This window comes from Paenibacillus lautus, assembly GCF_050482385.1.
GTDB classification, from domain to species: Bacteria; Bacillota; Bacilli; order Paenibacillales; family Paenibacillaceae; genus Paenibacillus_AQ; species Paenibacillus_AQ lautus_B.
Map to the genome: position 1 here is coordinate 98814 of NZ_JBCNHV010000003.1, position 21717 is coordinate 120530.

21 protein-coding genes are annotated in these 21717 nt (G+C 47.8%); all 21 read left to right on the forward strand.

The genetic code is table 11. The annotated features are described in order from the left end of the window. Positions 1–12: 12 nt before the first annotated feature. The 21 genes from ABEW73_RS05955 (at position 13) to ABEW73_RS06055 (ending at position 21696) form a co-directional block, all read left to right on the forward strand. On the forward strand, positions 13–1146 hold the full coding sequence (locus tag ABEW73_RS05955; RefSeq protein ID WP_430162429.1) for a glycosyltransferase family 4 protein: 1134 nt from the start codon (positions 13–15) through the stop codon (positions 1144–1146). After that, complete coding sequence (locus ABEW73_RS05960) at positions 1143–2330, forward strand: glycosyltransferase family 4 protein (RefSeq protein ID WP_430162431.1); 1188 nt, start codon at positions 1143–1145, stop codon at positions 2328–2330. The genes ABEW73_RS05955 and ABEW73_RS05960 overlap by 4 nt, the downstream gene beginning before the upstream one ends. Next, complete coding sequence (locus ABEW73_RS05965; protein WP_430162433.1) at positions 2327–3523, forward strand: glycosyltransferase family 4 protein; 1197 nt, start codon at positions 2327–2329, stop codon at positions 3521–3523. Before ABEW73_RS05960 ends, ABEW73_RS05965 begins: the two co-directional genes overlap by 4 nt. After that, on the forward strand, positions 3523–4662 hold the full coding sequence (locus tag ABEW73_RS05970; protein ID WP_430162435.1) for a glycosyltransferase: 1140 nt from the start codon (positions 3523–3525) through the stop codon (positions 4660–4662). The genes ABEW73_RS05965 and ABEW73_RS05970 overlap by 1 nt, the downstream gene beginning before the upstream one ends. Before the next feature lie 2 nt (positions 4663–4664). Continuing rightward, the gene (locus ABEW73_RS05975; protein WP_430162437.1) at positions 4665–6044 is read left to right on the forward strand and encodes a sugar phosphate nucleotidyltransferase; all 1380 of its coding nucleotides are present in this window, start codon (positions 4665–4667) and stop codon (positions 6042–6044) included. A gap of 37 nt (positions 6045–6081) precedes the next feature. Further along, positions 6082–7419, forward strand: coding sequence for a UDP-glucose dehydrogenase family protein (locus ABEW73_RS05980; protein ID WP_430162439.1), 1338 nt, complete (start codon positions 6082–6084; stop codon positions 7417–7419). A 23-nt stretch (positions 7420–7442) separates the two neighbouring features. Further along, positions 7443–8615, forward strand: a complete 1173-nt coding sequence (locus ABEW73_RS05985) for a nucleotidyltransferase domain-containing protein (RefSeq protein ID WP_430162441.1) — start codon at positions 7443–7445, stop codon at positions 8613–8615. A 115-nt stretch (positions 8616–8730) separates the two neighbouring features. Beyond that, a complete protein-coding gene (locus tag ABEW73_RS05990) occupies positions 8731–9021 on the forward strand; it encodes a lasso peptide biosynthesis PqqD family chaperone (protein ID WP_430162443.1) in 291 nt (96 codons plus the stop codon). Positions 9022–9023: 2 nt separating this feature from the next. Further along, entirely contained in the window at positions 9024–9527 is a 504-nt protein-coding gene (locus ABEW73_RS05995; protein WP_430162445.1) for a lasso peptide biosynthesis B2 protein, read from the forward strand. Continuing rightward, positions 9524–11329, forward strand: a complete 1806-nt coding sequence (locus ABEW73_RS06000; RefSeq protein ID WP_430162447.1) for an ABC transporter ATP-binding protein — start codon at positions 9524–9526, stop codon at positions 11327–11329. Before ABEW73_RS05995 ends, ABEW73_RS06000 begins: the two co-directional genes overlap by 4 nt. Positions 11330–11733: 404 nt before the next feature. Continuing rightward, the gene (locus ABEW73_RS06005) at positions 11734–11934 is read left to right on the forward strand and encodes a cold-shock protein (protein WP_006207692.1); all 201 of its coding nucleotides are present in this window, start codon (positions 11734–11736) and stop codon (positions 11932–11934) included. A gap of 100 nt (positions 11935–12034) precedes the next feature. Further along, positions 12035–12277: a cold-shock protein gene (locus ABEW73_RS06010; protein ID WP_076322548.1), complete on the forward strand. Its 243-nt coding sequence runs from the start codon at positions 12035–12037 to the stop codon at positions 12275–12277. A 67-nt stretch (positions 12278–12344) separates the two neighbouring features. After that, on the forward strand, positions 12345–12593 hold the full coding sequence (locus tag ABEW73_RS06015) for a helix-turn-helix domain-containing protein (protein ID WP_430162449.1): 249 nt from the start codon (positions 12345–12347) through the stop codon (positions 12591–12593). A gap of 250 nt (positions 12594–12843) precedes the next feature. After that, entirely contained in the window at positions 12844–13302 is a 459-nt protein-coding gene (locus ABEW73_RS06020; protein WP_430162451.1) for an Hsp20/alpha crystallin family protein, read from the forward strand. Between the two features lie 156 nt (positions 13303–13458). Next, positions 13459–14163 carry a PspA/IM30 family protein gene (locus tag ABEW73_RS06025; protein ID WP_430163034.1) on the forward strand — a complete coding sequence of 235 codons (705 nt, stop codon included), beginning with the start codon at positions 13459–13461 and terminating at the stop codon, positions 14161–14163. A 27-nt stretch (positions 14164–14190) separates the two neighbouring features. Further along, the gene (locus ABEW73_RS06030; protein WP_430162453.1) at positions 14191–15222 is read left to right on the forward strand and encodes a TFIIB-type zinc ribbon-containing protein; all 1032 of its coding nucleotides are present in this window, start codon (positions 14191–14193) and stop codon (positions 15220–15222) included. After that, complete coding sequence (locus ABEW73_RS06035; protein WP_430162455.1) at positions 15219–16007, forward strand: TPM domain-containing protein; 789 nt, start codon at positions 15219–15221, stop codon at positions 16005–16007. Before ABEW73_RS06030 ends, ABEW73_RS06035 begins: the two co-directional genes overlap by 4 nt. Before the next feature lie 21 nt (positions 16008–16028). After that, on the forward strand, positions 16029–17063 hold the full coding sequence (locus tag ABEW73_RS06040; protein ID WP_430162457.1) for an SPFH domain-containing protein: 1035 nt from the start codon (positions 16029–16031) through the stop codon (positions 17061–17063). Between the two features lie 354 nt (positions 17064–17417). Continuing rightward, positions 17418–19643: an AraC family transcriptional regulator gene (locus tag ABEW73_RS06045; RefSeq protein WP_430162459.1), complete on the forward strand. Its 2226-nt coding sequence runs from the start codon at positions 17418–17420 to the stop codon at positions 19641–19643. A gap of 177 nt (positions 19644–19820) precedes the next feature. Continuing rightward, positions 19821–20756, forward strand: coding sequence for an ABC transporter permease (locus ABEW73_RS06050; RefSeq protein ID WP_430162461.1), 936 nt, complete (start codon positions 19821–19823; stop codon positions 20754–20756). Positions 20757–20829: 73 nt separating this feature from the next. Then, entirely contained in the window at positions 20830–21696 is an 867-nt protein-coding gene (locus ABEW73_RS06055) for a carbohydrate ABC transporter permease (protein ID WP_430162463.1), read from the forward strand. Positions 21697–21717 lie beyond the last annotated feature (21 nt).

Here is a 21717-nt window from a genome sequence, read left to right on the forward strand (position 1 = left end):
GGAGTGAATCCCGTGAAAGTAGCCATGATTGCAAATTCTAATCATAATATGAACTCGGGTGTATCAGGAACCAGATTGGCGATTGCGGAATCCTTAAGGGATCTAGGCGTGCACGTAGATACTTATTTCATGGACGACTTTAAAGTGTTTAACGGCGGAATCCTGGATAAAATCATCTTTCCATGGAAGCTGGCGTCGAAATTATCGAGCTGGAAAGATTACGACCTTCTGGATATTGCCTCCGGAGACAGCTGGGTACTATCCTATTTCAAAAAACGCCCTGTTATCGTCTCAAGCAGTCATGGACTTGAACACTTGGCTCATAAAGAAATACTGGAAGAGAATCGGCTGGGCAATTTGTCGCTTAGCAAAAAATATTTTATTTACTGGGGCGGGTACCGGATTTGGGAGGTATCGAAATCATTTAGAAGATCGGACTTTTCGATTGTTCTTAATTCCGAAGATAAAATTTTCGTACAGAATCAACTGGGGAAAGAAACGTTCAAAATCAGCGCTATTTTTAACGGGATACCAAGTTATTTGTTAAATCTGCCGCTCGATGATATGGAGATAGAGAACATGCCGGTGATCCGAATTGCCCAGGTAGGCAGTTACATTCATAGGAAGGGGATTTCTTACAGCACCAAGGCCCTAAATGCTATTCTTGGCAAGTTCCCTCAAGTTGAGGCGGCCTTTATGGGGACAGGGTGCGAGAAGGAAGTCGTTCTATCCGATTTCGACGAGGGAGTAAGGGAAAGGGTTAAGGTAATCCCCTCATACAAACATAGTGAGTTACCCAGCATGTTAAAAGGATATCATATTAAGCTATTTCCAACGCTATCGGAAGGATTTGGGAAAACGTTGATCGAATGCATGGCGTGCGGCCTTGCTCCGATCACGACGGACACGGCAGGTCCGGCCGATATTGTGACGGATGGCATGGATGCCCTTGTCATACCGAAGCGAAACGTTGACGAAATGATTCTTGCTCTGGAGAAGTTGATTCAGGATCCGGTATTATTGCGGCACCTTCGCCACAATGCATACCGTACGGCTCAGGTATTTACTTGGGATAATGCAGCGAGAAACCGGCTGGAATGTTATCAGAAAGCAATTCAACATTTAAAGAAAAGAGAGATACCATGAATGTGCTTACAACCGGAATGGGATGGATCGATATCCAGCATGGAGGTTTAAACCGTTATTTTGCAGATTACACCAAAGCCATGAAAGAATTTGGACATTCTGAACTGGGCTTTGTCGTCGCTCCTAAAGGGGTGGAGCTGCCTTCAGACCGGAACATCAGTAACGCAACCAACGAGCTTCGCCTCAACCACTTTCTTCCACGTATGAAATCGGTGCAGAAACATGCGGTTCAAGCGGTCCGAAGCTTTCGTCCGGATGTATTTAATCCACATTTTGCGTTTTACACAACCATGGTTACAAGAAACCATATCCCTGCGCATATTCCCATCGTCACACACTTCCATGGACCATGGGCCATGGAATCCAGAGTAGAGGAAAAGTCAACTGCGGGTGCAATAAAAAATACAAAGTATTGGATCAAAAAGCAAGTGGAGCAATTGACCTACCGCCGTTCCGATAGTTTCATCGTACTTAGTGAATATTTTCGTGATGTATTGACCGAAACCTACGGCGTAGATGAGCGGAAAATACATATCATACCCGGTGCAGTGGATCATAATCGCTTCCGGCCGCATCCAGATCGTAATGAATTAAGACTGCGATTAGGCATCGCCCCCTATCAACCTATACTCTTCTGTATCAGGAGATTGGTTCGCAGGATGGGGATCGACCGACTGATTCATGCCATGGTAGATGTGGTTCGAGTATTCCCTGAGGTCCGATTGTTCATCGGTGGAGACGGACCGATGCGGGCGGAGTATGAAGCGTTAATCCTTCGGCTTGGACTTTCTCCCAATGTGAAGCTGCTTGGCAGAATTTCAAATGAGGAGCTTGTTGAGTACTACCAGGCTGCTGATATCAGTTTAGTGCCGACACTCACGTTAGAGGGGTTCGGTCTTATTACCGTTGAGTCTCTTGCCTGTGGCACGCCGGTACTGGGAACCCCTTATGGGGGAACGAAGGAAATTTTGCATCAAGTATCGGATGATTTGATGTTTGAAGACGGTACTGCTGAATCGATAAGCAAGAAAATCATTGATGTTTTGAATAAAGACTCATTCCTTCCTTCACGGGAAGCGTGCAGGGAACATGTATTGAATCGGTACACATGGAGTCGAGTGGCAGAAGCGGTGACCGCTGTATTCACGGAGGAAGTTGAGAAAAGAAAGGTATTCAGAACATGAAAATCGCCTTTTATAACCATACAAGCACGGTAAGTGGTGCGGAGATCAGTCTCTTGTTAACTGCAAAATATGTAACGGAGGCACATCCGATTATATTTGCCCCCGAAGGGGAACTGCTGCAGAAGGCACGCAATCAAGGAATCGAGGTTGTGACTCTACCCAGTTATCGGGCGCGAATGACCAGAAATCCATTTCTGCTTGTTGTCTATGTGATGGGGATGCTGTGGGCAGGATGGAAGCTTGCTCTTCTCATGAAAAAAAGCCAAGTGGATCTCATCCATGCGAATTCCATCCGAGCAGGTATTATGGCTGGACTATTCAAATGGTACCATCGTCTACCCGTTGTTTGGCATATTCGAGACATGCCTCCCCAAGGTTATATAGGCAATTTAATCAAAAGACTCGCAGGGAGTACGGCTAAAGCGCTGATCTGTATTTCAGAATCTGTCTTGCAAAGTATGCAGCATCCTTCCATAGCTACGCAGTGCCACCTTGTACATAACGGTGTGGAACTAAAGAGCTTTCATGACGAAGAGAAACAAAGGATTCAAGAGTTTATCCGTTCGGAATTACAAACACCACAGAATGCACAGGTGCTGGCTATCATCGGTCAAATTGCTCCCTGGAAGAGACAAGAAGATGCCATAGAAGCATTCGCAAGTCTTATTCGTGAAGAACGGAATGCGGTTTTATGGATCGTTGGGGAAGCCAAGTTCAGGCAAGAGAACGAACGTTATCTGGTCGGATTGCAAGAGATGGTTAAAGCTTTTGGCCTTGAAGACAAAGTCATATTCACCGGATTCCGGGAAGATGTATTGGAGATCTGCTGTGCTGCAGATCTCCTTTTATTATGTTCGGACCATGAACCTTTCGGCAGAGTCATCATTGAAGCCATGTCACAAGGTACTCCGGTTGTGGGAACCAGAGGTGGTGGTGTACCTGAGATTATTGATCATGGGGTAAGCGGGTTCATGTATGAAATCGGAAATACAGATGAACTCGCACAGTATATCCGTCAGGTGCTCGATGATAAAGCTGTATGGTCTTTACTTAGTCAAAAGGGGCAGGAAAGAGTAAGGGAGATGTTCTCCATTAAGCAGACATCTCATAATGTTCAACAGATCTATAAGGAGCTATTGGCGAGACCCGGCGTCGAATCGATAGAGCGTCAGCGGGCAAAGGAGATTGTATAATGCGGAATTTGAAAGTGGCTATCGTACATGATTACCTCAATCAGATGGGAGGAGCCGAACGGGTTGTGGCTGTATTCCACAAGATGTTTCCCGAGGCTCCAATTTATACGACGATCGTCGATGAGAATAAACTGCTTCCCGAATTGAAGGATGCAGTCATTTATACCACATGGATGCAGCGCATACCTGGGATATTGAGCAAATTCAAACTGTTTTTCTGGCTGTATCCTTTTGCTGTTCGATCCATGAACGTAAAAGGCTACGATCTTATTCTAAGCTCCAGCAGTGCTTATGCGAAAGGTGTGCAGAAGGGAAAGCAAAGTGTACACGTATGCTATTGCCATGCTCCCATGCGCTTTGCGTGGAATTTTGAAGCCTATATGGATAGCGTGCAAGTGCCGAATCTCGTGAAGCGGATTGCTAAATGGTTCACCTTCCCCCTTCAAGCATGGGATAAGAACAACTCCAAGCAGGTGGATTACCTTATTGCCAACTCCACCATCGTGAAACAGAGAATCAGGCAATGGTATGGAATAAATGCCTCTGTTATATTTCCCCCCGTAGAAATTAGCCGTTTTAGCATCGATGAAGAGAAGCCGGAGGATTATTTCCTCGTTGTCTCCAGACTAGTATCTTACAAAAAAATTGACCTCGCCGTAGAGGCCTGCACTCGACTGGGCCGGCGGCTGCTCGTCGTTGGAGATGGACCGGATCGCCAGAGGCTTGAGCAGTTAGCAGGTGATACCATTACTTTTCTCGGCAGAAAAAGTGATGAAGAGGTTGTCCGTTATATGCAGCATTGCCAAGCGCTTATCTTTCCGGGGATTGAGGATTTTGGGATTACACCGCTTGAAGTGAATGCATGCGGTCGCCCGATCATTGCGTACCGTGAAGGCGGAGCTTTGGACACGGTCGTAGCGGAGAGGACCGGACTGTTTTTCGACAAACAATCGATAGACTCGCTTTCCGAAACGATTAGGCGCTTTGACCAATATGATTGGGATTCGGAATGTATTCGGGAGCATGCTGAAAAATTTAGCGAGGATGTATTTGTAAAACGACTGCAGTCCAGCATCGATGGTCTGATCAGGGCAAGAGAGATCAACGCTAAGCTTATGGAAGTGGAAGGGAGCTATTAATCATGCATATTGTTCTATTGTCTGGGGGCAGCGGCAACCGATTATGGCCATTGTCCAATGAGACACGTTCCAAGCAATTTCTGAAGATATTAGACGGGGAGTCAGGACGACGCCAGTCGATGGTTCAGAGAGTATGGAATCAGTTAGGACAAATGGACCTTCAGCAATCGACGATTGTGGCAACCGGGAAATCCCAGGTAGAACTACTTCAAAATCAGCTTGGTTATGAGGTAGAAATTATCGTAGAACCGGAACGGAGAGATACTTTTCCGGCGATTGCTTTATCAGCGGGATATCTGTATTCCATTAAAGGTATCAGTCTCAATGAGGTTGTGATCGTACTTCCGGTTGATCCGTTTGTCGAGGATCATTTCTTCGAGAAGGTAAAGGAATTAGAGGAGTTAATGCTGGAAAGCGGCGCTGATCTCGGGTTGATGGGGGTATCGCCTGATCATCCATCCTCGAAGTTTGGTTACATCGTCCCTCGGTCGGCATCGAATTTAGCGAATGGGACGGAATTCTTCAAGGTGAGTCACTTTGTAGAGAAGCCTGAAAAAGAGCATGCGCTTCGGCTGATAGAACAAACAGCATTTTGGAACTGTGGCGTGTTCGCTTTTCGGCTTGAGTATCTCATTCATTATCTGATGGAGCGATCGCTTCCTATTCAATATGATGAATTGCTTCAGCAATATCGCCGTATAAACAAAACAAGCTTTGATTATGCCGTGGTTGAGAAAGCGAAGAACATTGTCGTAATGCCTTATAAAGGAATGTGGAAGGATTTGGGCACTTGGGATGCATTGACCGAAGAAATTCATACCCCTTTGATTGGAAAAGGAACCTTAACCGACGATTCCTCCAATACGCATGTCATCAATGAGTTGGATATTCCCATAACGGTCATCGGAGCACCTAATCTAATTGTTGCCGCTAGCCCCGATGGTATTCTGGTCTCTGAGAAGAGCGCCAGTATGCGGATAAAGGAAGTGCTCCAATTCGGAGACCAACGGCCTATGTATGAAGAGCGCCGCTGGGGACGATATCGCGTGCTGGATTATACCAAGTATCCAAACGGCAATGAAGTGTTGACAAAACGGATATGCATTTTAGAAGGAAAGAATTTAAGTTACCAATATCATTTGCTGCGCAGCGAAGTATGGACGGTGATATCCGGTCAAGGCGAAATGATATTGGACGGCAACGTTCGAACGATTGGTAAGGGGGATGTTATCGTCATCTCGGCTGAAGCAAGGCATAGTCTACGTGCTATCACCGATATTGAAATCATTGAGGTGCAAACGGGCAGCGAATTGATTGAGGACGATATTGTAAGATTGGCGATGAATTGGGATGAAATCAAATTTAGTGTTTTAACTTCATAATGAATATCGAAATCTGCTCTAAGAGGAGTGAAAAAGGATGAAAATCACGGTCATTGGTACCGGCTACGTTGGCCTGGTCTCAGGCGTATGCTTCTCCGAGCTTGGAAACGAGGTCATCTGCGTAGATAAAATAGAGGCTAAGATTGAACAGCTTCAACGTGGAGAGATTCCCATTTACGAGCCTGGTCTTCAGTCGTTGATCACCGTTAATAAGGAAGCAGGGAATCTTCGTTTTACCACCGATTTGATGGCTTCAGTCAAGCAATCGGACATCATCATCATCGCGGTGGGAACACCGTCTATGCCGAATGGGGAAGCCAATTTGAGTTATATCGAGATGGCAGCCCAAGAGATCGGGCAGGCGATGAACGGTTATAAGATTATCGTAACGAAGAGTACAGTTCCGGTAGGAACGAACGAAAAAATCAAAGAAATCATTGCTCAGCATACACATGAATCCTTTGATATCGCTTCGGTGCCTGAATTCTTGCGGGAAGGCACGGCGGTTCAAGACACCATGAATCCAGACCGAATCATTATTGGAACGGACAGCAAGAGGGCAGAGGAGCAGCTTGTTGAGTTGCACAAATCTTTGACGGAAAACATGATCATAACGGATGTTCGCAGTGCTGAAATGATTAAATATGCTTCTAATGCTTTTCTTGCTACAAAGATTTCCTTTATTAATGAAATTGCAAATATATGTGAGCGAGTTGGAGCCGATGTGACGAAAGTAGCCTATGGTATGGGTTATGACAAGCGCATCGGCTCTTCTTTTCTGAAAGCGGGTATCGGATACGGCGGTTCCTGTTTCCCTAAAGACACACAAGCTCTTATTCAAATAGCCGGACAGATGGATTACGATTTCAAGCTTCTAAAATCCGTCGTTGAGGTCAATCGAGACCAACGCCTCAATATTATTCGCAAGTTGGGAGCCTTGATGGGTGATCTAACGGGTAGAACGATTGGGGTTTGGGGACTGGCTTTTAAGCCTGAAACCGACGATGTCCGTGATTCGCCGGCATACGAGATTATATCGGAATTAATGGAACGAGGGGCAAAGGTGAAGGCTTACGATCCAGTTGCGACGGATAATTTCAAGAGAAATTATGATATTGCCGGAATTACTTACTGCCGAAATGCCCAGGAAGCAGTTTGGCAAGCGGATGCACTATGTATTCTAACGGAATGGAATGAATTCCAGCAGGTTCCATTATCCGATATCGAGAGTTGGCTGAAATCGCCGTACCTGATCGATGGTCGTAATATATACGATGAGGAACAATTGGCAAAGACGAAGCTTGTCTATTACTCGATCGGTCGGCCAGGAATGAATAAAGGCGTAAGAGAGCAAGTGCCTGCACTCTTGCTATGATCAATTTTTTTGGGGTGGATACCTTGATTATTGAAGATGCCGTTAAGCTGGACCTGAGTGATATCTCCAAAGAGCTGTCTTTTTTACTCTATCTTCTCCGCAATAACACGCATGAAGAAATTCTCATAAAGCAATATGCATCGGATATCGATTGGGATATGTTCATGAAACTCGCGCTGCACCACCGGGTTTATCCGCTTGTATATCTGCAACTTAAAGGAATGGATGAATCCCTCATTCCATCCGAGGTTATGGCGTCTCTCCAACAGCATTATCATAACAACGTGATGAAAATGCTGCATTTAAGCAGGGAAATGAGTCAACTATGTGAGGCGCTCAAGGATTCTGGGGTGCGTACACTTTTGCTTAAAGGCCCTATACTAGCTACGCAGCTCTATGGGGATCTGGCATACAGGACTTCGAAGGATTTGGATATCTTGGTGGATGCGGATGACGTGGAAAGAGTTGAACGGGTGCTGGTACAGCTTGGATACGAATTGCAGGATGAACGTATCTTGGGAAATTGGAAGAAAACAAGCCATCATTTGTCCTACGAGCACAAGAAACATTCGGCGCAGATCGAAGTTCACTGGCGTCTGAATCCTCATTATAACAAGTCATTTTCCTTTGATTTATTGTGGGAGCGCAGGAATGATGTGATGCTGTCCCATCAGATTTATCATTATCTGGGCAATGAGGATTTGCTAAACTATCTGGCCGACCATGGCGCCAGGCATGGTTGGTTCCGGCTGCGTTGGCTGATGGATATTGCAAGGCTGCTTCCCATGATAAACAGCAACGATATGAAGGCCCACTTTGAGCGATATGGGGGACAGCCATATGTAGGGCAGGCCTTCATTCTTTTATCGCGACTGTTCTCAGTTGACATTCCGCACGATTTGACTGTATTGACAATGAACTCCAAAGCCCATCGCTTTGCACAAAGCGCACTCTACTATATAAAAAGGATCGTCAAATTGAACCCGGTGCCGGAGAAAAGCGTGGCATGGCGTTATAACCGTTACCTTTTCTCGTTAATGACGGGAAAACAGAAAGCTTTGTATATATTGAATAAGTTTTTGCCCAATTCGCGGGACGCTTCGGTACTGCCATTACCCAAATCACTGCACTTTCTGTATTATCCGCTACGGCCATTTCTCTGGTTCTGGCGGCGTATGAAACAACCGTCGATTTAAGGGTACATCCTCGCTTTTATCATTGGATTGCAATCACAATCCATTTGAGAGGCGGGTATCATCAGAATATTCTCAGGCCAGCTTATATAGCTTGAAAAAAAGGGGGGTTCTATCCATGACTACTGAATTAATCACGACAGACGCTCTCGTTGTACAATCCGAAGGTTTCCTGGTCAGTGATATGGATGGCGAGAAGGTGATGCTGAGCATCGAAAACGGCAAGTATTATAATCTGGGACGGATTGGCGGGCGGATATGGGAGCTTATTTCGTCTCCCGTCACGATCTCCAATATGGTGGATCAATTGGTATTGGAGTATGAGATCGAACCGGAGCTCTGTGAGCAGCAGGTACGATTATTCCTTAAGCAGTTAGCCACGGAAGGCCTTGTTCGGGTGGATAAATAGCAATGAGCCTGTACCGGAAAGCACGCCGATTTATGTCTTATCCTGTTAGCACGAAACTTATGTTTGCAGAAGCTTACTTGTATTTGGCTTGGGGAAGAGTGTTCAAGCTGCTTCCTTTTCAAAAGGTATCTCCGTCTTTGGGTGAACCTATGAAGGAGACGCCGTATGTGGGCTATACGGAGCAGGAGCTTTCGCTTGTCCGCCAAATCTCAAGAGCTGTACATACCATGAGCCGTGTCACATGGTGGGAAAGCCAGTGCCTGGTTAAAGCCGTTGCCGCGATGAAGATGCTGGAGCGAAGAGGGATTCCGAGTACGCTTTATCTGGGAAGCGGTCGGGACGACAAGGGAATGATGGTTGCCCATGCCTGGCTCCGCTGCGGCTCTTATATTGTAACGGGGAGAGAAGGGCATGAGAGGTATGCCGTCGTCGGGATATTCGGTAAGGATATGGGGGCCGAAGGCTTGAACTTGAAGCGGTCATCCGATAAGGAGTTTTTACATTGAAAGATCTCTTATATTTTATCCGTAAAATGCATGGGATGGCCGGGTTTAAGCTCTACCTCAATATGAGTATGATCTTGCTCATCAGCGTTCTGGACGGCATCGGCATTTATTTGATCGTCCCGCTGCTCGGTATCATTGGCGTATTCCAGACCGATTTGAGCGGGGTGCCGCTCATCTCATCCTTGATAGACCTAGCGGGTTCGTGGTCATTGCAGCTCAATTTGCCGATGGTGCTGGCCCTCTATGTTGTGATTGTCGGCGGGCAAGCCTTGCTGCAGCGCAGCCAGAACCTATTGAACGCAAAAATATTGCAGCGATTCATTCGCAAACTGCGCATGGAAACGTATCAGGGGTTGCTGCATGCCAAGTGGGAGTTCTTCCTGCGCCACCGCAAGTCGGATTTCAACCATGTTATGACCAATGAACTCGGGCGCGTGAATCAGGGCACGTTTCTGTTCTTGCAGATGGTTTCGTCTTTCTTGTTCACGATCATTCAGATCGGGCTTGCCCTATGGCTGGCTCCGATGCTGACCCTCATCGTCCTGACGAGTGGTGGGCTCCTTGCCCTGTTTGGACGCCGATTCATCCGGCGGTCGAAGCGGATCGGCGAGCAGACGACAGAGCTCTCGAAATATTATTTTGCGGGCATCAGCGAACATTTCAACGGCATCAAGGATATCAAGAGCAACCGGTTGGAGCCATTTCATATGAACTGGTTTGACAGGCTGTCGCGAAAAATGGAGCATAACTTCATCCAATTTGGCAAAATCAATTCCTTGTCCCAGCTGATCTATCGGTTCTCGTCTGTATTGCTGGTTGCCGGATTTGTGTATTTGGCGCTGGAAGTGCTGCGTACGCCTGCTGAGCAGTTGCTGATGATCGTTCTTATTTTTTCGCGCCTATGGCCTAGATTTATCAGCATTCAATCGAGCACCGAGCAGCTCGTGTCGAATTTCCCAGCCTTCCGAGCGGTACGCGAGCTGCAGGCGGAATACGAGGTAGACAGGGAGATCGCCGGATCGTTTCCGATGACAGGCGGCGAGCGACTTCAGCTGCAGCATGGAATCGATTGTACTCATGTGGACTATCGGTACGATGGCACTTCCCCCGTCTATGCATTGCAAGATATCAATCTACATATTCCTGCCAATCGGATGACGGCCATCGTCGGCAAATCAGGGGCGGGTAAGAGTACTCTTATTGATCTTCTTATGGGACTGATCCAACCGGAGAGTGGGAAAGTTCTTGTGGACGGCGTGTTCATGGAGGACGAACGTCAGCTGATGTCGCTCCGAGGGGGTATCGGATATGTGGCGCAGGATCCTTTTCTCTTCAATGAGAGCATCCGGGATAACCTGAAGCTGGTTGCTCCCGATGCCTCGGATAACGAGTTGTGGGAAGCGTTGAGGTTTTCAGCCTCCGACGAATTCGTGCACGGGCTTCCGCTAGGCCTCGACACCGTCATTGGTGACCGCGGTATCCGCTTGTCCGGGGGAGAACGCCAGCGTATTGTGCTGGCTAGAGCTATCTTGAAGAAGCCTTCGATTCTGGTGTTGGACGAAGCGACAAGCGCACTCGACAGTGAGAACGAGCAGCGGATACAGGAAGCGTTGGAACAGCTGAAAGGGAGCATGACGATCATCGTGATCGCCCACCGACTGTCCACCATTCGCCATGCCGATCAGGTTATCGTGATGGAGCAAGGGCGGGTTATCCAGCAGGGGGGTTATCAGCAACTGTCCCAGGATCAAAAAGGCACTTTCCGGCAGCTGCTCAGTTATCAGACAGGTGCTCAGATGTAACCCCTGATTGGATCGCATAACACTGCTGTATACGCAAGACGTGATGTTTAAAGCTGCACCCTTCGGCCATTTCCCGGTTTTTTGCCGGGAGATGGCCGTTTTTTTTGTAATAACATTTCTTTAGCTAGCGCAGGTTATACTTACAACCGGCCTCCTTATCCCCACCCCCTTTAGCGGCCATTTGGTTACATTCAGCTTACCCATGTCTTTTTATGAATCGTACCCAAGAAATAAGACGTTTGCTATTTTGGAACGATTGGGGTATAATAAGTTCATTGGGATTTTGACCTGAGATTCACATATTGCAGAGGGTTATTATTTTGATCAGGAACCTTGTGCAATATGTGAATTTTTTGTTTTTTAACCAAAAATGAGAAAATCATATAAATTTAGGAGGTGTTTCTATGCAAACAGGAACAGTGAAATGGTTTAACGCAGAAAAAGGCTTTGGTTTCATCGAGGTTGAAGGTGGCGAAGACGTATTCGTACACTTTAGTGCAATCACAGGTGACGGCTTCAAGTCGCTTGATGAAGGACAACGTGTTGAATTTAACGTAGTCCAAGGCAACCGCGGACAACAAGCTGAGAACGTTGTAAAACTGTAGATTCGTGAAAAGATCCCCAAACGTACCGTTTGGGGTTTTTTTTATAATAGAGCTCAAAACAGCATGAAGGCGTTAAAAATGTAGCTAAGGGGGAAGTTCATTGTCTTATTCTTGGAATAAACCACTGGAAAATCTGCCGGAAGAGATGACTGCGATCTGGTCTTGTACGAAGGAAGGGTGTAACGGTTGGATTCGAGATAGCTTTTCGTTCAAGGAAGTTCCCGTTTGTTCACAGTGCGCGTCGTCCATGGTCAGCAGTAATAAAGTCCTGCCGATCCTTGTTTCGTCGGATCAGCAAATCAAGCTTTACCGTAAGAATCAGCGCAAGGACACCAAATCGTAGGAGGCAGCTCTCACGGCTCCTTAACCATTTTGTTTTAGTCGTTGCGTTAAAGAAAGGTTGAGATCTCATGCAGGTATTCGAAGATTGGAATTTAAAGGTGAAAAAAACGTTTAATGCAACCAGTAATGAAGAAGTATTAACCGTTTCTGAGGCAGGTCAATTGTTAGGTCTGTCCAAAGATCAAATGAAAAGATATGTCGACCAGAATAAGCTGACCAAAGTTCCGATCATGAGAAGCGTGCATCGATACCTTTTGTTAAAGAGTGAAATCGATCATATTGTGAAAAACGGTAGGTCTATCCACCCCAATATATAACTGAAACAGGCACCCATTCGGGTGTCTTTTTTATTGTGCTAAATTTCGCGCGGGAAGCTTGAAAACGAAACAGTCTAAAGGTCAAAAAAGGTCAAATTAAAAGATCGAAACCAATTCATTTGAAAAATCGGCTGAAAACCCGCTATTTTAGTCCTATTTTCTACGTAATCAATTTTGGCATTTATACGTTCAAGGCATATAATAAAGGCGAAAGGTCAAACAAGGTCAAATAAGAAAGGGGAAATCTATGATGTTTGATTTGATGCCATTCGGAAAGCGTAGAGAGGATGCCTTCGGACAGTTGGTGAAGTCATTTCACGATGTCTTTAACGATGCGTTTCAAGATGAGGTGTTTGCACCGTTCAAAGGTTCGTTGATGTCTTTCAAAACGGACGTTAAAGAGACGGAGCGTGCTTATTTGGTTGAGGCGGAGCTTCCAGGTTTTCAAAAAGACGACATCGAAATCAGCTACGCTGACCCTTACTTAACGATCAAAGCCGTTCGCAAGGAAGATAACAGCGTGGAGGATACGAAGCAGCAGATCGTTCGGAAGGAACGCCGTTACGGCGAGTATGTGCGCAGATTCTACGTTCAGAATATAGTGGAGGACCAAATTGCCGCTTCCCTGAAGGACGGAGTCCTCAAGCTTGAAATACCGAAACAGCCGAACCCTGGTAAGAAACGCATCCAGATTCGGGATGACATCTAATAAACGTACCCTCCGATCTATACGGTCGGGGGGATTTTTTTTATGATATTAGTTATATTTTTACATATATTCCATCGAATTTCGGCATTTGAAACCTTTTAGCGGTATGTAGGGTATTATAGGTTAAATGTAAACTTTTCGAGGGGGAAACTCATGGTGGGAATCTTATCGAGGTTTAAGGATGTTATGAAGGTGAATGTGAGCGCACTGTTGGATCGGACGGAAGATCCGGAGAAAACAGTTGACACGTATATGCGCAGCTTGAGTGCGGACTTGGGTCAGGTGAAAGCGGAGACGGCTTCCGTGCTCTCGGATGAGCGAAGAGCGAAGCGGGCGCTTGATGAGTGTTGTGCCGAGATTAAGAAGCTGCAGCGATATGCAGAGAAGGCCGTGGAAGCGGGGAATGAGGACGATGCCCTGAAGTTCCTGGAGAGAAAAGCAGCGCAAACCCAGAAGCTGAACGAACTGCAGGCAGCATACGAATCGGCATCCGCAAACGCCGTCAGGATGAAACAAATGCAGGATAAGCTGGTGTCGGACGTGAGCCAACTGGAAGCTCGCTATGCCGAGTTGAAAGGGAAAATGGCAGCTGCCAAAGCCCAGCAGGATTTAAACGCCGGCCATGTTTCCTCGGGCCGTGCGAATGCGGCATTCAACACGATGGAAGAGAAGGCAAACCGCGCTTTGGATGAAGCGCTGGCCCTGGCCGAGCTTCGCGCCGGAGCGAAGGAAGAAGATCTGGACGATCTGATCGCTGAATTGGAGAAGAATATGGGGAAGGATGGAGCTGCTCCAATGGAGACTCTCCCTGCCCAGGATGAACTGGAAGCAATCAAAGAAAAGCTGAAAAAGAAGGAATAATCATTCCATGGTTATCGAGGTGAGGAAATGCCGGTTATCGAATACAAATGCCCGAACTGCGGCAGCAGCATGGTTTTTGACGGCGATACAGGAATGTTGTCTTGCCTGAGCTGCGGAAGAAAAGATAATATCGAGGAAATTCCCGACCCGCTGAAAAAGCAGGTTTTCGTCGAGAACGAAGTGAAGGAGTATCATTGCAACAGCTGCGGGGCCGTCATCGTGACGGAGCCGGAGACCAGCGCCACGACCTGCAGCTTCTGCGGATCCGCCGTTGTACTCAGCGACCGACTGAGCGGCGAGTTGGCTCCGGTCATGGTCATCCCTTTTTCGATTACCAAGGAAGAGGCGATGAAGGCTTTCAAGAAATGGTGCAGAAATGGCCTCCTGACGCCAAGCGGTTTTATGACGGCGAACCGGATCAAGGACATTACCGGGATATATGTACCCTTTTGGTTATATGAGTTACATAATCGGGTTGAAGTTCATGGCCACGGCACCAAGGTGAGAACCTACACGCAAGGAGATTACCAGTACACGGAGACCCAGCATTTCGATATCTACCGGAAGATTCGCTTGAACTATGTGAAGGTGCCGATCGATGCTTCGGAGAAAATGAATGATGAGCTGATGGATAAGCTGGAGCCTTTTCCCTATCAGCAGCTGAAGGAATTCAAGACGCCTTATCTCGCCGGGTACATTGCCGAAAAATACAGCCATAATGAGGAGCAGCTTCTTCCGCGTGCCAAAGATAAGATCAGCTCTTACATCGATTCGTATATTTCGTCAGCAGTATCAGGGTACACAACCGTGAATTATACCAACAAGCAGATTGATACCACCTTAAAACAGGCGGATTATGTCCTCCTTCCGGTATGGATGGTGCACTATGATTACAATAAATCGGAGCATACCTTTGCGATGAATGGTCAGACGGGGAAAGTGGTCGGCAAGCCCCCGATCAGCAAAGCGAAAGTGGCTGCGTGGTTTGCAGGCATTTCGGGCGTCTCGTTACTGTCATTGAAGCTGATTTCCTGGGCGATGGGAGGAGGTTTCCTGTGAGAAGACGATATGTATTAGGGGCTGTTCTGTTCTTCCTGGTTGCCTACCTGATGGTTCCGGCCTTGATGGTCAAAGCTGCGGATGATAAGCCTTTGATCTTTGATGAAGCCAATCTGCTCAGTCCGGAAGAACGAGAAGAGCTGAATGCGATGGCGAATGAGTATGGTGCTGAACGTGAAACGGACATCATGATACTAACTGCTAACCGCGTTGAAAATGATGCAGTTGAGGCATGGACGGAAAACTTTTACGATGAGTATGCTCCCGGGTATGACAGGCGGCACGGCAATACCGTTATTTTGAGCATAGTATTGGATACCCACGATGTTCATCTGGAAGGTTATTATAAGGCCGAGAAGTATCTGGACGCAGGTAGGCTGACCAAAATACGCAGCAAAATTACTCCGGACTTGTCCAGAGGCAATTATAAGCAGGCTTTTGAAAAATATATCAAAACCGCTCATCGGTATATGGGCTTTGAGCCCGACATGAATCCTGATAATATTCTGTTTAATCTTTGGTTTCAACTGGGAGCTTCCGCTGCCATCGGCGCTATCGCCGTGGGTGTCATGGCTTACCGTTCCGGCGGACGGGTGACGGTCAATTCTCACACCTATGAGGATACCAGTACATCGGGGATATTGAACCAGCAGGATCGTTATGTTAGAACAACTGTAACGAAGCAGAAGATCGAGCGCAACACGAGCAGCGGCTCGGGCGGCGGAGGCGGAGGCGGCGTCAGCAGTGGCGGCCATTCGCATAGCAGCAGCAGCGGGAAATTTTAAGGGAAGGGATGGATCACATCGATGGGATTTTTCAAGAACCAATTCTCCAATGTCGTGGAATGGGAAGAATTTAGGGACGATATGATTTTCTGGAAATGGAGCAACCGGGAGATTAAAAAAGGAAGTAAGCTGGTCATCCGCTCCGGTCAGGACGCGATTTTTGTCAATAACGGCAAGATCGAGGGGATTTTTGAGGATGAAGGCGTATATAACATCGACTCGGATATCATTCCGTTCCTTTCTACTTTAAAGGGATTTAAATTTGGCTTTAACAGTGGCATGCGCGTGGAAGTACTGTTCGTTAACACGAAGGAATTCACCGTCAGATGGGGGACGCAGAATCCGGTCCTCATTCCAACGCCACAGCTTCCTGGCGGGATGCCGATCCGTGCCAACGGCACGTTCAATTTTAAAGTGAATGATTATGTGACGCTGATCGACAAAATCGCCGGGATGAAAGAGAGCTATCTTGTGGACGACGTCAAGATCCGGATCACTTCGGTGCTCGATCAGTTGTTGATGAAATGGATCAGTCGCGAAGGCAAGGACATGTTCAATCTGCAGGCGAACGCCTCCGAAATCGCGAGAGGGATCCGAGAAGACCTGGACATGGAAGTGATGGACAACGGAATAACGATCACCGGCTTCCAGGTGATGAGCTTCAATTATCCGAAGGAAATTCAGGATATGATCACCAAGACAGCTTCCCATGAAATGATTGGCAATCTGCAGAAGTACCAGCAGGTGAGCATGACGGATGGGATATCATCCGGCAAGGTGCAAGGCGGCGGTGCGGCTTCGGATATGGCCGGCATGATGATGGGGATGAACATGGCTAATGAAATGATGAAAAATATGAATCAGAACCAGAACCAACACAATCAGAACCAAAACAATCCGAATCAAAACCAACAGCCTCCGGCTGAGAAGGAGCCATCCGCTCCTGCGGCTTCATCCCCTTCTGAAGGAAACAAGAAGCCCAACTTCTGCCCGAACTGCGGCGCGAAGAATGAAGGGGCGAACTTCTGTCCGAATTGTGGGCAGAAGTTGAGTTGAATGGAGTCCAGCAGCATGAATAGATAGATGCGCAACTTTGGAATTTGACATAAAATTTGATGTCACGGTTAAAATGATGCAAATGATCGGTTTCTTCTATTGAATATGAATGACCGTCAAGACAGCACCCCTCGCTCATAAAGCGGAGGGTGCTGTTTTGCTATGTACGCTGTATCTGTTATCTAGATATGTATCTACCTTTCACCAGGCAGAAAAGTAGGTGCTGCAGGCGAATCCGGAGAAATAGAACTTGACGGACAAATGAGAACTAGGCAATTGGGAAAGGGGTGCATTATGATAGGGCATATCGGTCAAAAGAGAACTCTTAAAGACGAAGGGAGACAGGGGGATACTATGTTCAGATCGACATCCTGGCGCATATTTGTGATAAGCGGCATCTTTTTTGCAATCACCATCATACCGTTCTCGTTGTTTCTGGCTAACCGATTTTCTCATTTCGCTTATTCCCAGATGGGGACGTTCAATCAGGACCGCATCGACGAAATGGCGGAACGGGTCGAGTACATCCTGGCCAAGCTGAAATGGTACAGCCTGACCATGTACGAAGACCGTACCGTTCAAAACTGGATGTATGCTTCCGCCGACAATCTGCTGCAAAATGCAAGCACGATGGGGGTATTAACTAAATATTTATCTAACGAGCCCTATATTGAAACCGCTTACTTATTTAGCGTGCGTAAACGTGAGGTGATCGACTCCAAAGTTGGATTGCTTTCGTTCGAGGAATTTGCCGATCAGTCGATGCTGCAGCGGATTGAGCGCAATCCCGGGACATTCCTCCGCTATTTTAATCACCAGATAGGAAATAACTCGTATTTGGCGCTTCAGTTTCCTTCGACGCCTGTGTCGAAAAACCGTGACGGGTATCTTGTCGTCCTGTTCAACAAAAAGGAACTGCAGAAGCATTTGATCTCAGGTGACGGAAGGGCTGATACCCTGCTTTCTATTGTGGATGATCGAGGAAGATTAATTCTGGGGGAACAGGATGAGCGGCTCGAGGAGACTATCGATAACATCCAACCGGGGCTGAGGCAAGGTTCATTCGAGTTGAACAGAGAGGGAGAGGAAGCGTTCGTCAACTATGCACGGATGGAATCGCCGGAGTGGACCATTATATCCGTCACTGAAATGAAGCAATTCCGGGAAAAGGCCGGGGCTTTCAAAACAGCGATCATCCTCTGCTCGCTCCTGCTGCTCGCGGCTTTGCTTCTGGTCGCCTATTGGAATTCGCGCCGTTTCGTCGGTCCGTTCCGCCGCCTGGCGGATCAACTGCAGCGGAAGCTGGGCGTAAAGGGGGAGAACGATTATGGTGTCATCGAGCAGGGCGTCGTTATGCTTCGTGATCATTATCCGCTGATCAAGACTGAATATTTACGGCAATGGCTGCTGCAGGGCCGGCTGACCGACAGCGCCAGAGCGGCGCTTGTTCGCGAATCGTGCCTGCTTGACTATGAGTGGCTTCGATTGGCTGTTATCAAGATCGATTCTTATTACGAGATATCCGAGCGGTACGATTTCGTCTCTCGCAAGCTGCTCAAGTATGCAATCGGCAATATCGCAGAGGAGCTGCTCGGCACACCTGAACGGTCGATCGAGGTGGTCGATTTTGGCACCGACCATCTGGTCGTGCTGGTTGGCACCGCAAGCTCCTCCCCTGATCCCGAGTTGACCAAAGAGCTGAAGGAGCTTAGCCGTCAAGTCACCCGTTACGTAAAGCTGGACGTGACGATCGCCGAAAGCGCAGCGCGGCACGTGCATGACGATTTGCGCAAAGTATACGACGATATGAACGAGCTGACATTATTCAAGTTTGTCAGCGGTGATGACAAAATCTACGTCGAACAAGACTTTGAACGGTATGCGGATTTACAGGCGCCGATCGACTCCGCCGTGCATGAAAGTTTGATCCAGACGATTCGAAGCGGCAAAGAGGAGAAGGTGCTGGCCATGCTGGACGAGGTGTTCACGCGCCTGCAGACGATGAAATATACCGAGTGTCAATTCCAACTGAAGCTGCTTCTGTTTGCGATCGTCAAGTCGTTCAGCAAAGTGATGTCTATCCAGAGTGTTGAAGGGATTGAGCGCCACTTGAGACAGTTCGCCACGCTTACCGAGGTCCGCGAATGGCTGAAGGAAGAGATCGGGCGGATTATCCGGCAGCTTAGCGATCAAAAGGGATTCAATCGCAAGGAAAAGCTGATTGGGGAAATTATCGAGTACGTCCGCTACCATACCCATGACCCGATGCTGTCGGTAGACGATATCGCTGAGCACATCGCTTTGTCAGCCAAATACGTCAGGCAGCTGTTTCACGATCAATATGGTATGCCTCTATCAAATTTTATCTTGAACGAACGGCTAGGGAAGGTTAAGGAGTTGCTGGAGCAAACCAGCATGCAGGTCACGGAAATTGCAGAGCAGTCCGGTTTTCAGACGAAAAGCCACTTTTTCACCGCATTCAAAAAAGCGACGGGCATGACGCCAAGCCAATACCGCGATAGCAAGGCGAGCGAGCGGATGGAGCGGACTCGGCAGATGGCCGGGAACTCTGCGAATTAGCAGGCGGGGCGGGCGGCGATTGAGAACTCGCCAGACCAATAACAACCCGCCGAACGATCGCGAATCGGCTGTGCGAGAACCGAATCCGGCCAATGAGAACTAGGCAAGCCGCAGCCGTGAATGCTACGATGGCTCCGTTCGAATCCTGCAAGCCGCATAAGAAAGGAGGAACGCTTTTTGGAGCGACGGAAAAGGTTCGGTTGGCCGTTTGTGCGTGAGCTGTCGCGGAACCGGTATTTGTACTTGCTGGCGCTGCCTGGCCTTGCGTTTCTGGTCATATTCGCGTATATGCCCATGCTGGGGCATCTGCTCGCCTTCCAGAATTACCGGCTATCGGATGGAATATGGGGGAGCGAATGGGTCGGATTTAAAAACTTCGAGTTTTTCTTCAACGGGAAAGACTGGCTTCGGGTGACTGTGAATACCGTTTTCCTGAATGCGCTGTTTCTCGTATCCGGCCTCGGCAGCGCTGTCGTGCTGGCCATCTTTCTGAACGAAATCCGGAACAAACTGTTCAAGCGAATCACGCAATCGTTTATTTTTTTACCGTATTTTATTTCATGGCTTGTCGTCAGCATGATGGCGATGACGCTATTCAGCACATCGGAGGGGATGATGAACCGCGCGCTTGCCGTCCTTGGCTACGAAGGAGTGGACTGGTATTTGACGCCTGGCGTATGGCCGTATATTTTAACCGTGATTAGCGCCTGGAAAATTGCCGGCTATAATTCCATTATTTTTTTGGCCGTCATTACGGGCATCTCCGCGGAATATTATGAGAGCGCCCGAATTGAAGGCGCGAGCCGGATGCAACAGATGCTCTACATAACGCTGCCGTTGATGCGGCCGACCGTGATGGTATTGGCGCTGCTTGGCATTGGCCGTATTTTCTACGGCGATTTCGGCATGATGTACGCAATTATCGGAGATAACGGCGTACTCTTTCCGACGACAGATGTCATCGATACGTATGCGTTTCGAGCGCTGCGGCAGCTGGGGAATTTCAGCATGTCCTCTGCCGTCATCGTGTATCAGTCCTGCATGGGGCTCGTCACGATTCTGATCTTCAATGCGATTGCGCGCAAGGTGGACGCGGATTCAAGACTATTCTAAAAAGGTCCGGCGAAACGGGCAATGGCCTGGCACCATGCGCCCTTTTCGCCGGACAATGTAAGGTGTGATCGACATGAGAGAACGGTTGTTTCTTATTCTGATGTACGCGGTGCTGGGCGCCTTTGCGCTGTTTTGCTTCATTCCGTTCTGGATTGTGTTCATCAATTCGTTCGCCGATGAATCGCTTCTGCAGACGGCGGGGTACCAGTTGCTGCCAAGCAAATTCAGCCTCCATGCGTACAAATTTCTGCTCTCCGGCAAGCAGGTGTTTCTAAGCTACGGCATTACGATTATCGTGACGATTGCCGGCACGGCGCTGGGTGTCCTTTTGACAGCTGCCTATGCGTACACGCTGAGTCACCGGAAAGTGAAGTATCGCAACATTTTATCGTTTTTGACCTTCCTGACGATGCTGTTCGGTGCAGGGCTGGTCGGCTTCTACATGCTGATTGCCAACTGGCTGCATCTGAAAGATTCGGTTTGGGCGCTCATTTTGCCCTATCTGCTTAATCCGTTCTATGCCTTCATTCTTGTCTCCTACTACCGGACGCTGCCGTATGAATTGAATGAAGCTGCGACTGTTGACGGCGCCAATGATATCTATATTTTCTTTCGCATCATCTGGCCGATTTCGCTGCCTGTTATCGCCACAGTGAGCCTGTTCTACGCGCTGCAATATTGGAACGACTGGTACTTGTCATTGCTGTTCATCGACAATTACAAGATGCTGCCGCTGCAGATGATGATACGCCAGCTTATGTCCAATTTGAATGTTATGGCTTATGTGAGCGGGAGCCAGACACAGTACAACGTCGTCGTGCCAACCTATGGCATGCAGCTGGCGATCGTCTGCGTTACCATCGGCCCGATCGTGTTCGTCTATCCCTTCATACAGCGCTTCTTTATCAAAGGTTTGACACTTGGATCGGTAAAAGGATGAGCGGCAAGCGCGTTTGGCCGG

Coding starts and splice junctions, on each gene's coding strand:
- ABEW73_RS05970 (WP_430162435.1), top strand. CDS start 3,523: ATGCGGAATTTGAAAGTGGCTATCGTACATGATTACCTCAATCAGATG.
- ABEW73_RS05990 (WP_430162443.1), top strand. CDS start 8,731: ATGACTACTGAATTAATCACGACAGACGCTCTCGTTGTACAATCCGAA.
- ABEW73_RS06030 (WP_430162453.1), top strand. CDS start 14,191: ATGCCGGTTATCGAATACAAATGCCCGAACTGCGGCAGCAGCATGGTT.
- ABEW73_RS06020 (WP_430162451.1), top strand. CDS start 12,844: ATGTTTGATTTGATGCCATTCGGAAAGCGTAGAGAGGATGCCTTCGGA.
- ABEW73_RS05980 (WP_430162439.1), top strand. CDS start 6,082: ATGAAAATCACGGTCATTGGTACCGGCTACGTTGGCCTGGTCTCAGGC.
- ABEW73_RS06005 (WP_006207692.1), top strand. CDS start 11,734: ATGCAAACAGGAACAGTGAAATGGTTTAACGCAGAAAAAGGCTTTGGT.
- ABEW73_RS06055 (WP_430162463.1), top strand. CDS start 20,830: ATGAGAGAACGGTTGTTTCTTATTCTGATGTACGCGGTGCTGGGCGCC.
- ABEW73_RS05965 (WP_430162433.1), top strand. CDS start 2,327: ATGAAAATCGCCTTTTATAACCATACAAGCACGGTAAGTGGTGCGGAG.
- ABEW73_RS05975 (WP_430162437.1), top strand. CDS start 4,665: ATGCATATTGTTCTATTGTCTGGGGGCAGCGGCAACCGATTATGGCCA.
- ABEW73_RS06015 (WP_430162449.1), top strand. CDS start 12,345: ATGCAGGTATTCGAAGATTGGAATTTAAAGGTGAAAAAAACGTTTAAT.
- ABEW73_RS06040 (WP_430162457.1), top strand. CDS start 16,029: ATGGGATTTTTCAAGAACCAATTCTCCAATGTCGTGGAATGGGAAGAA.
- ABEW73_RS06045 (WP_430162459.1), top strand. CDS start 17,418: ATGTTCAGATCGACATCCTGGCGCATATTTGTGATAAGCGGCATCTTT.
- ABEW73_RS05960 (WP_430162431.1), top strand. CDS start 1,143: ATGAATGTGCTTACAACCGGAATGGGATGGATCGATATCCAGCATGGA.
- ABEW73_RS05995 (WP_430162445.1), top strand. CDS start 9,024: ATGAGCCTGTACCGGAAAGCACGCCGATTTATGTCTTATCCTGTTAGC.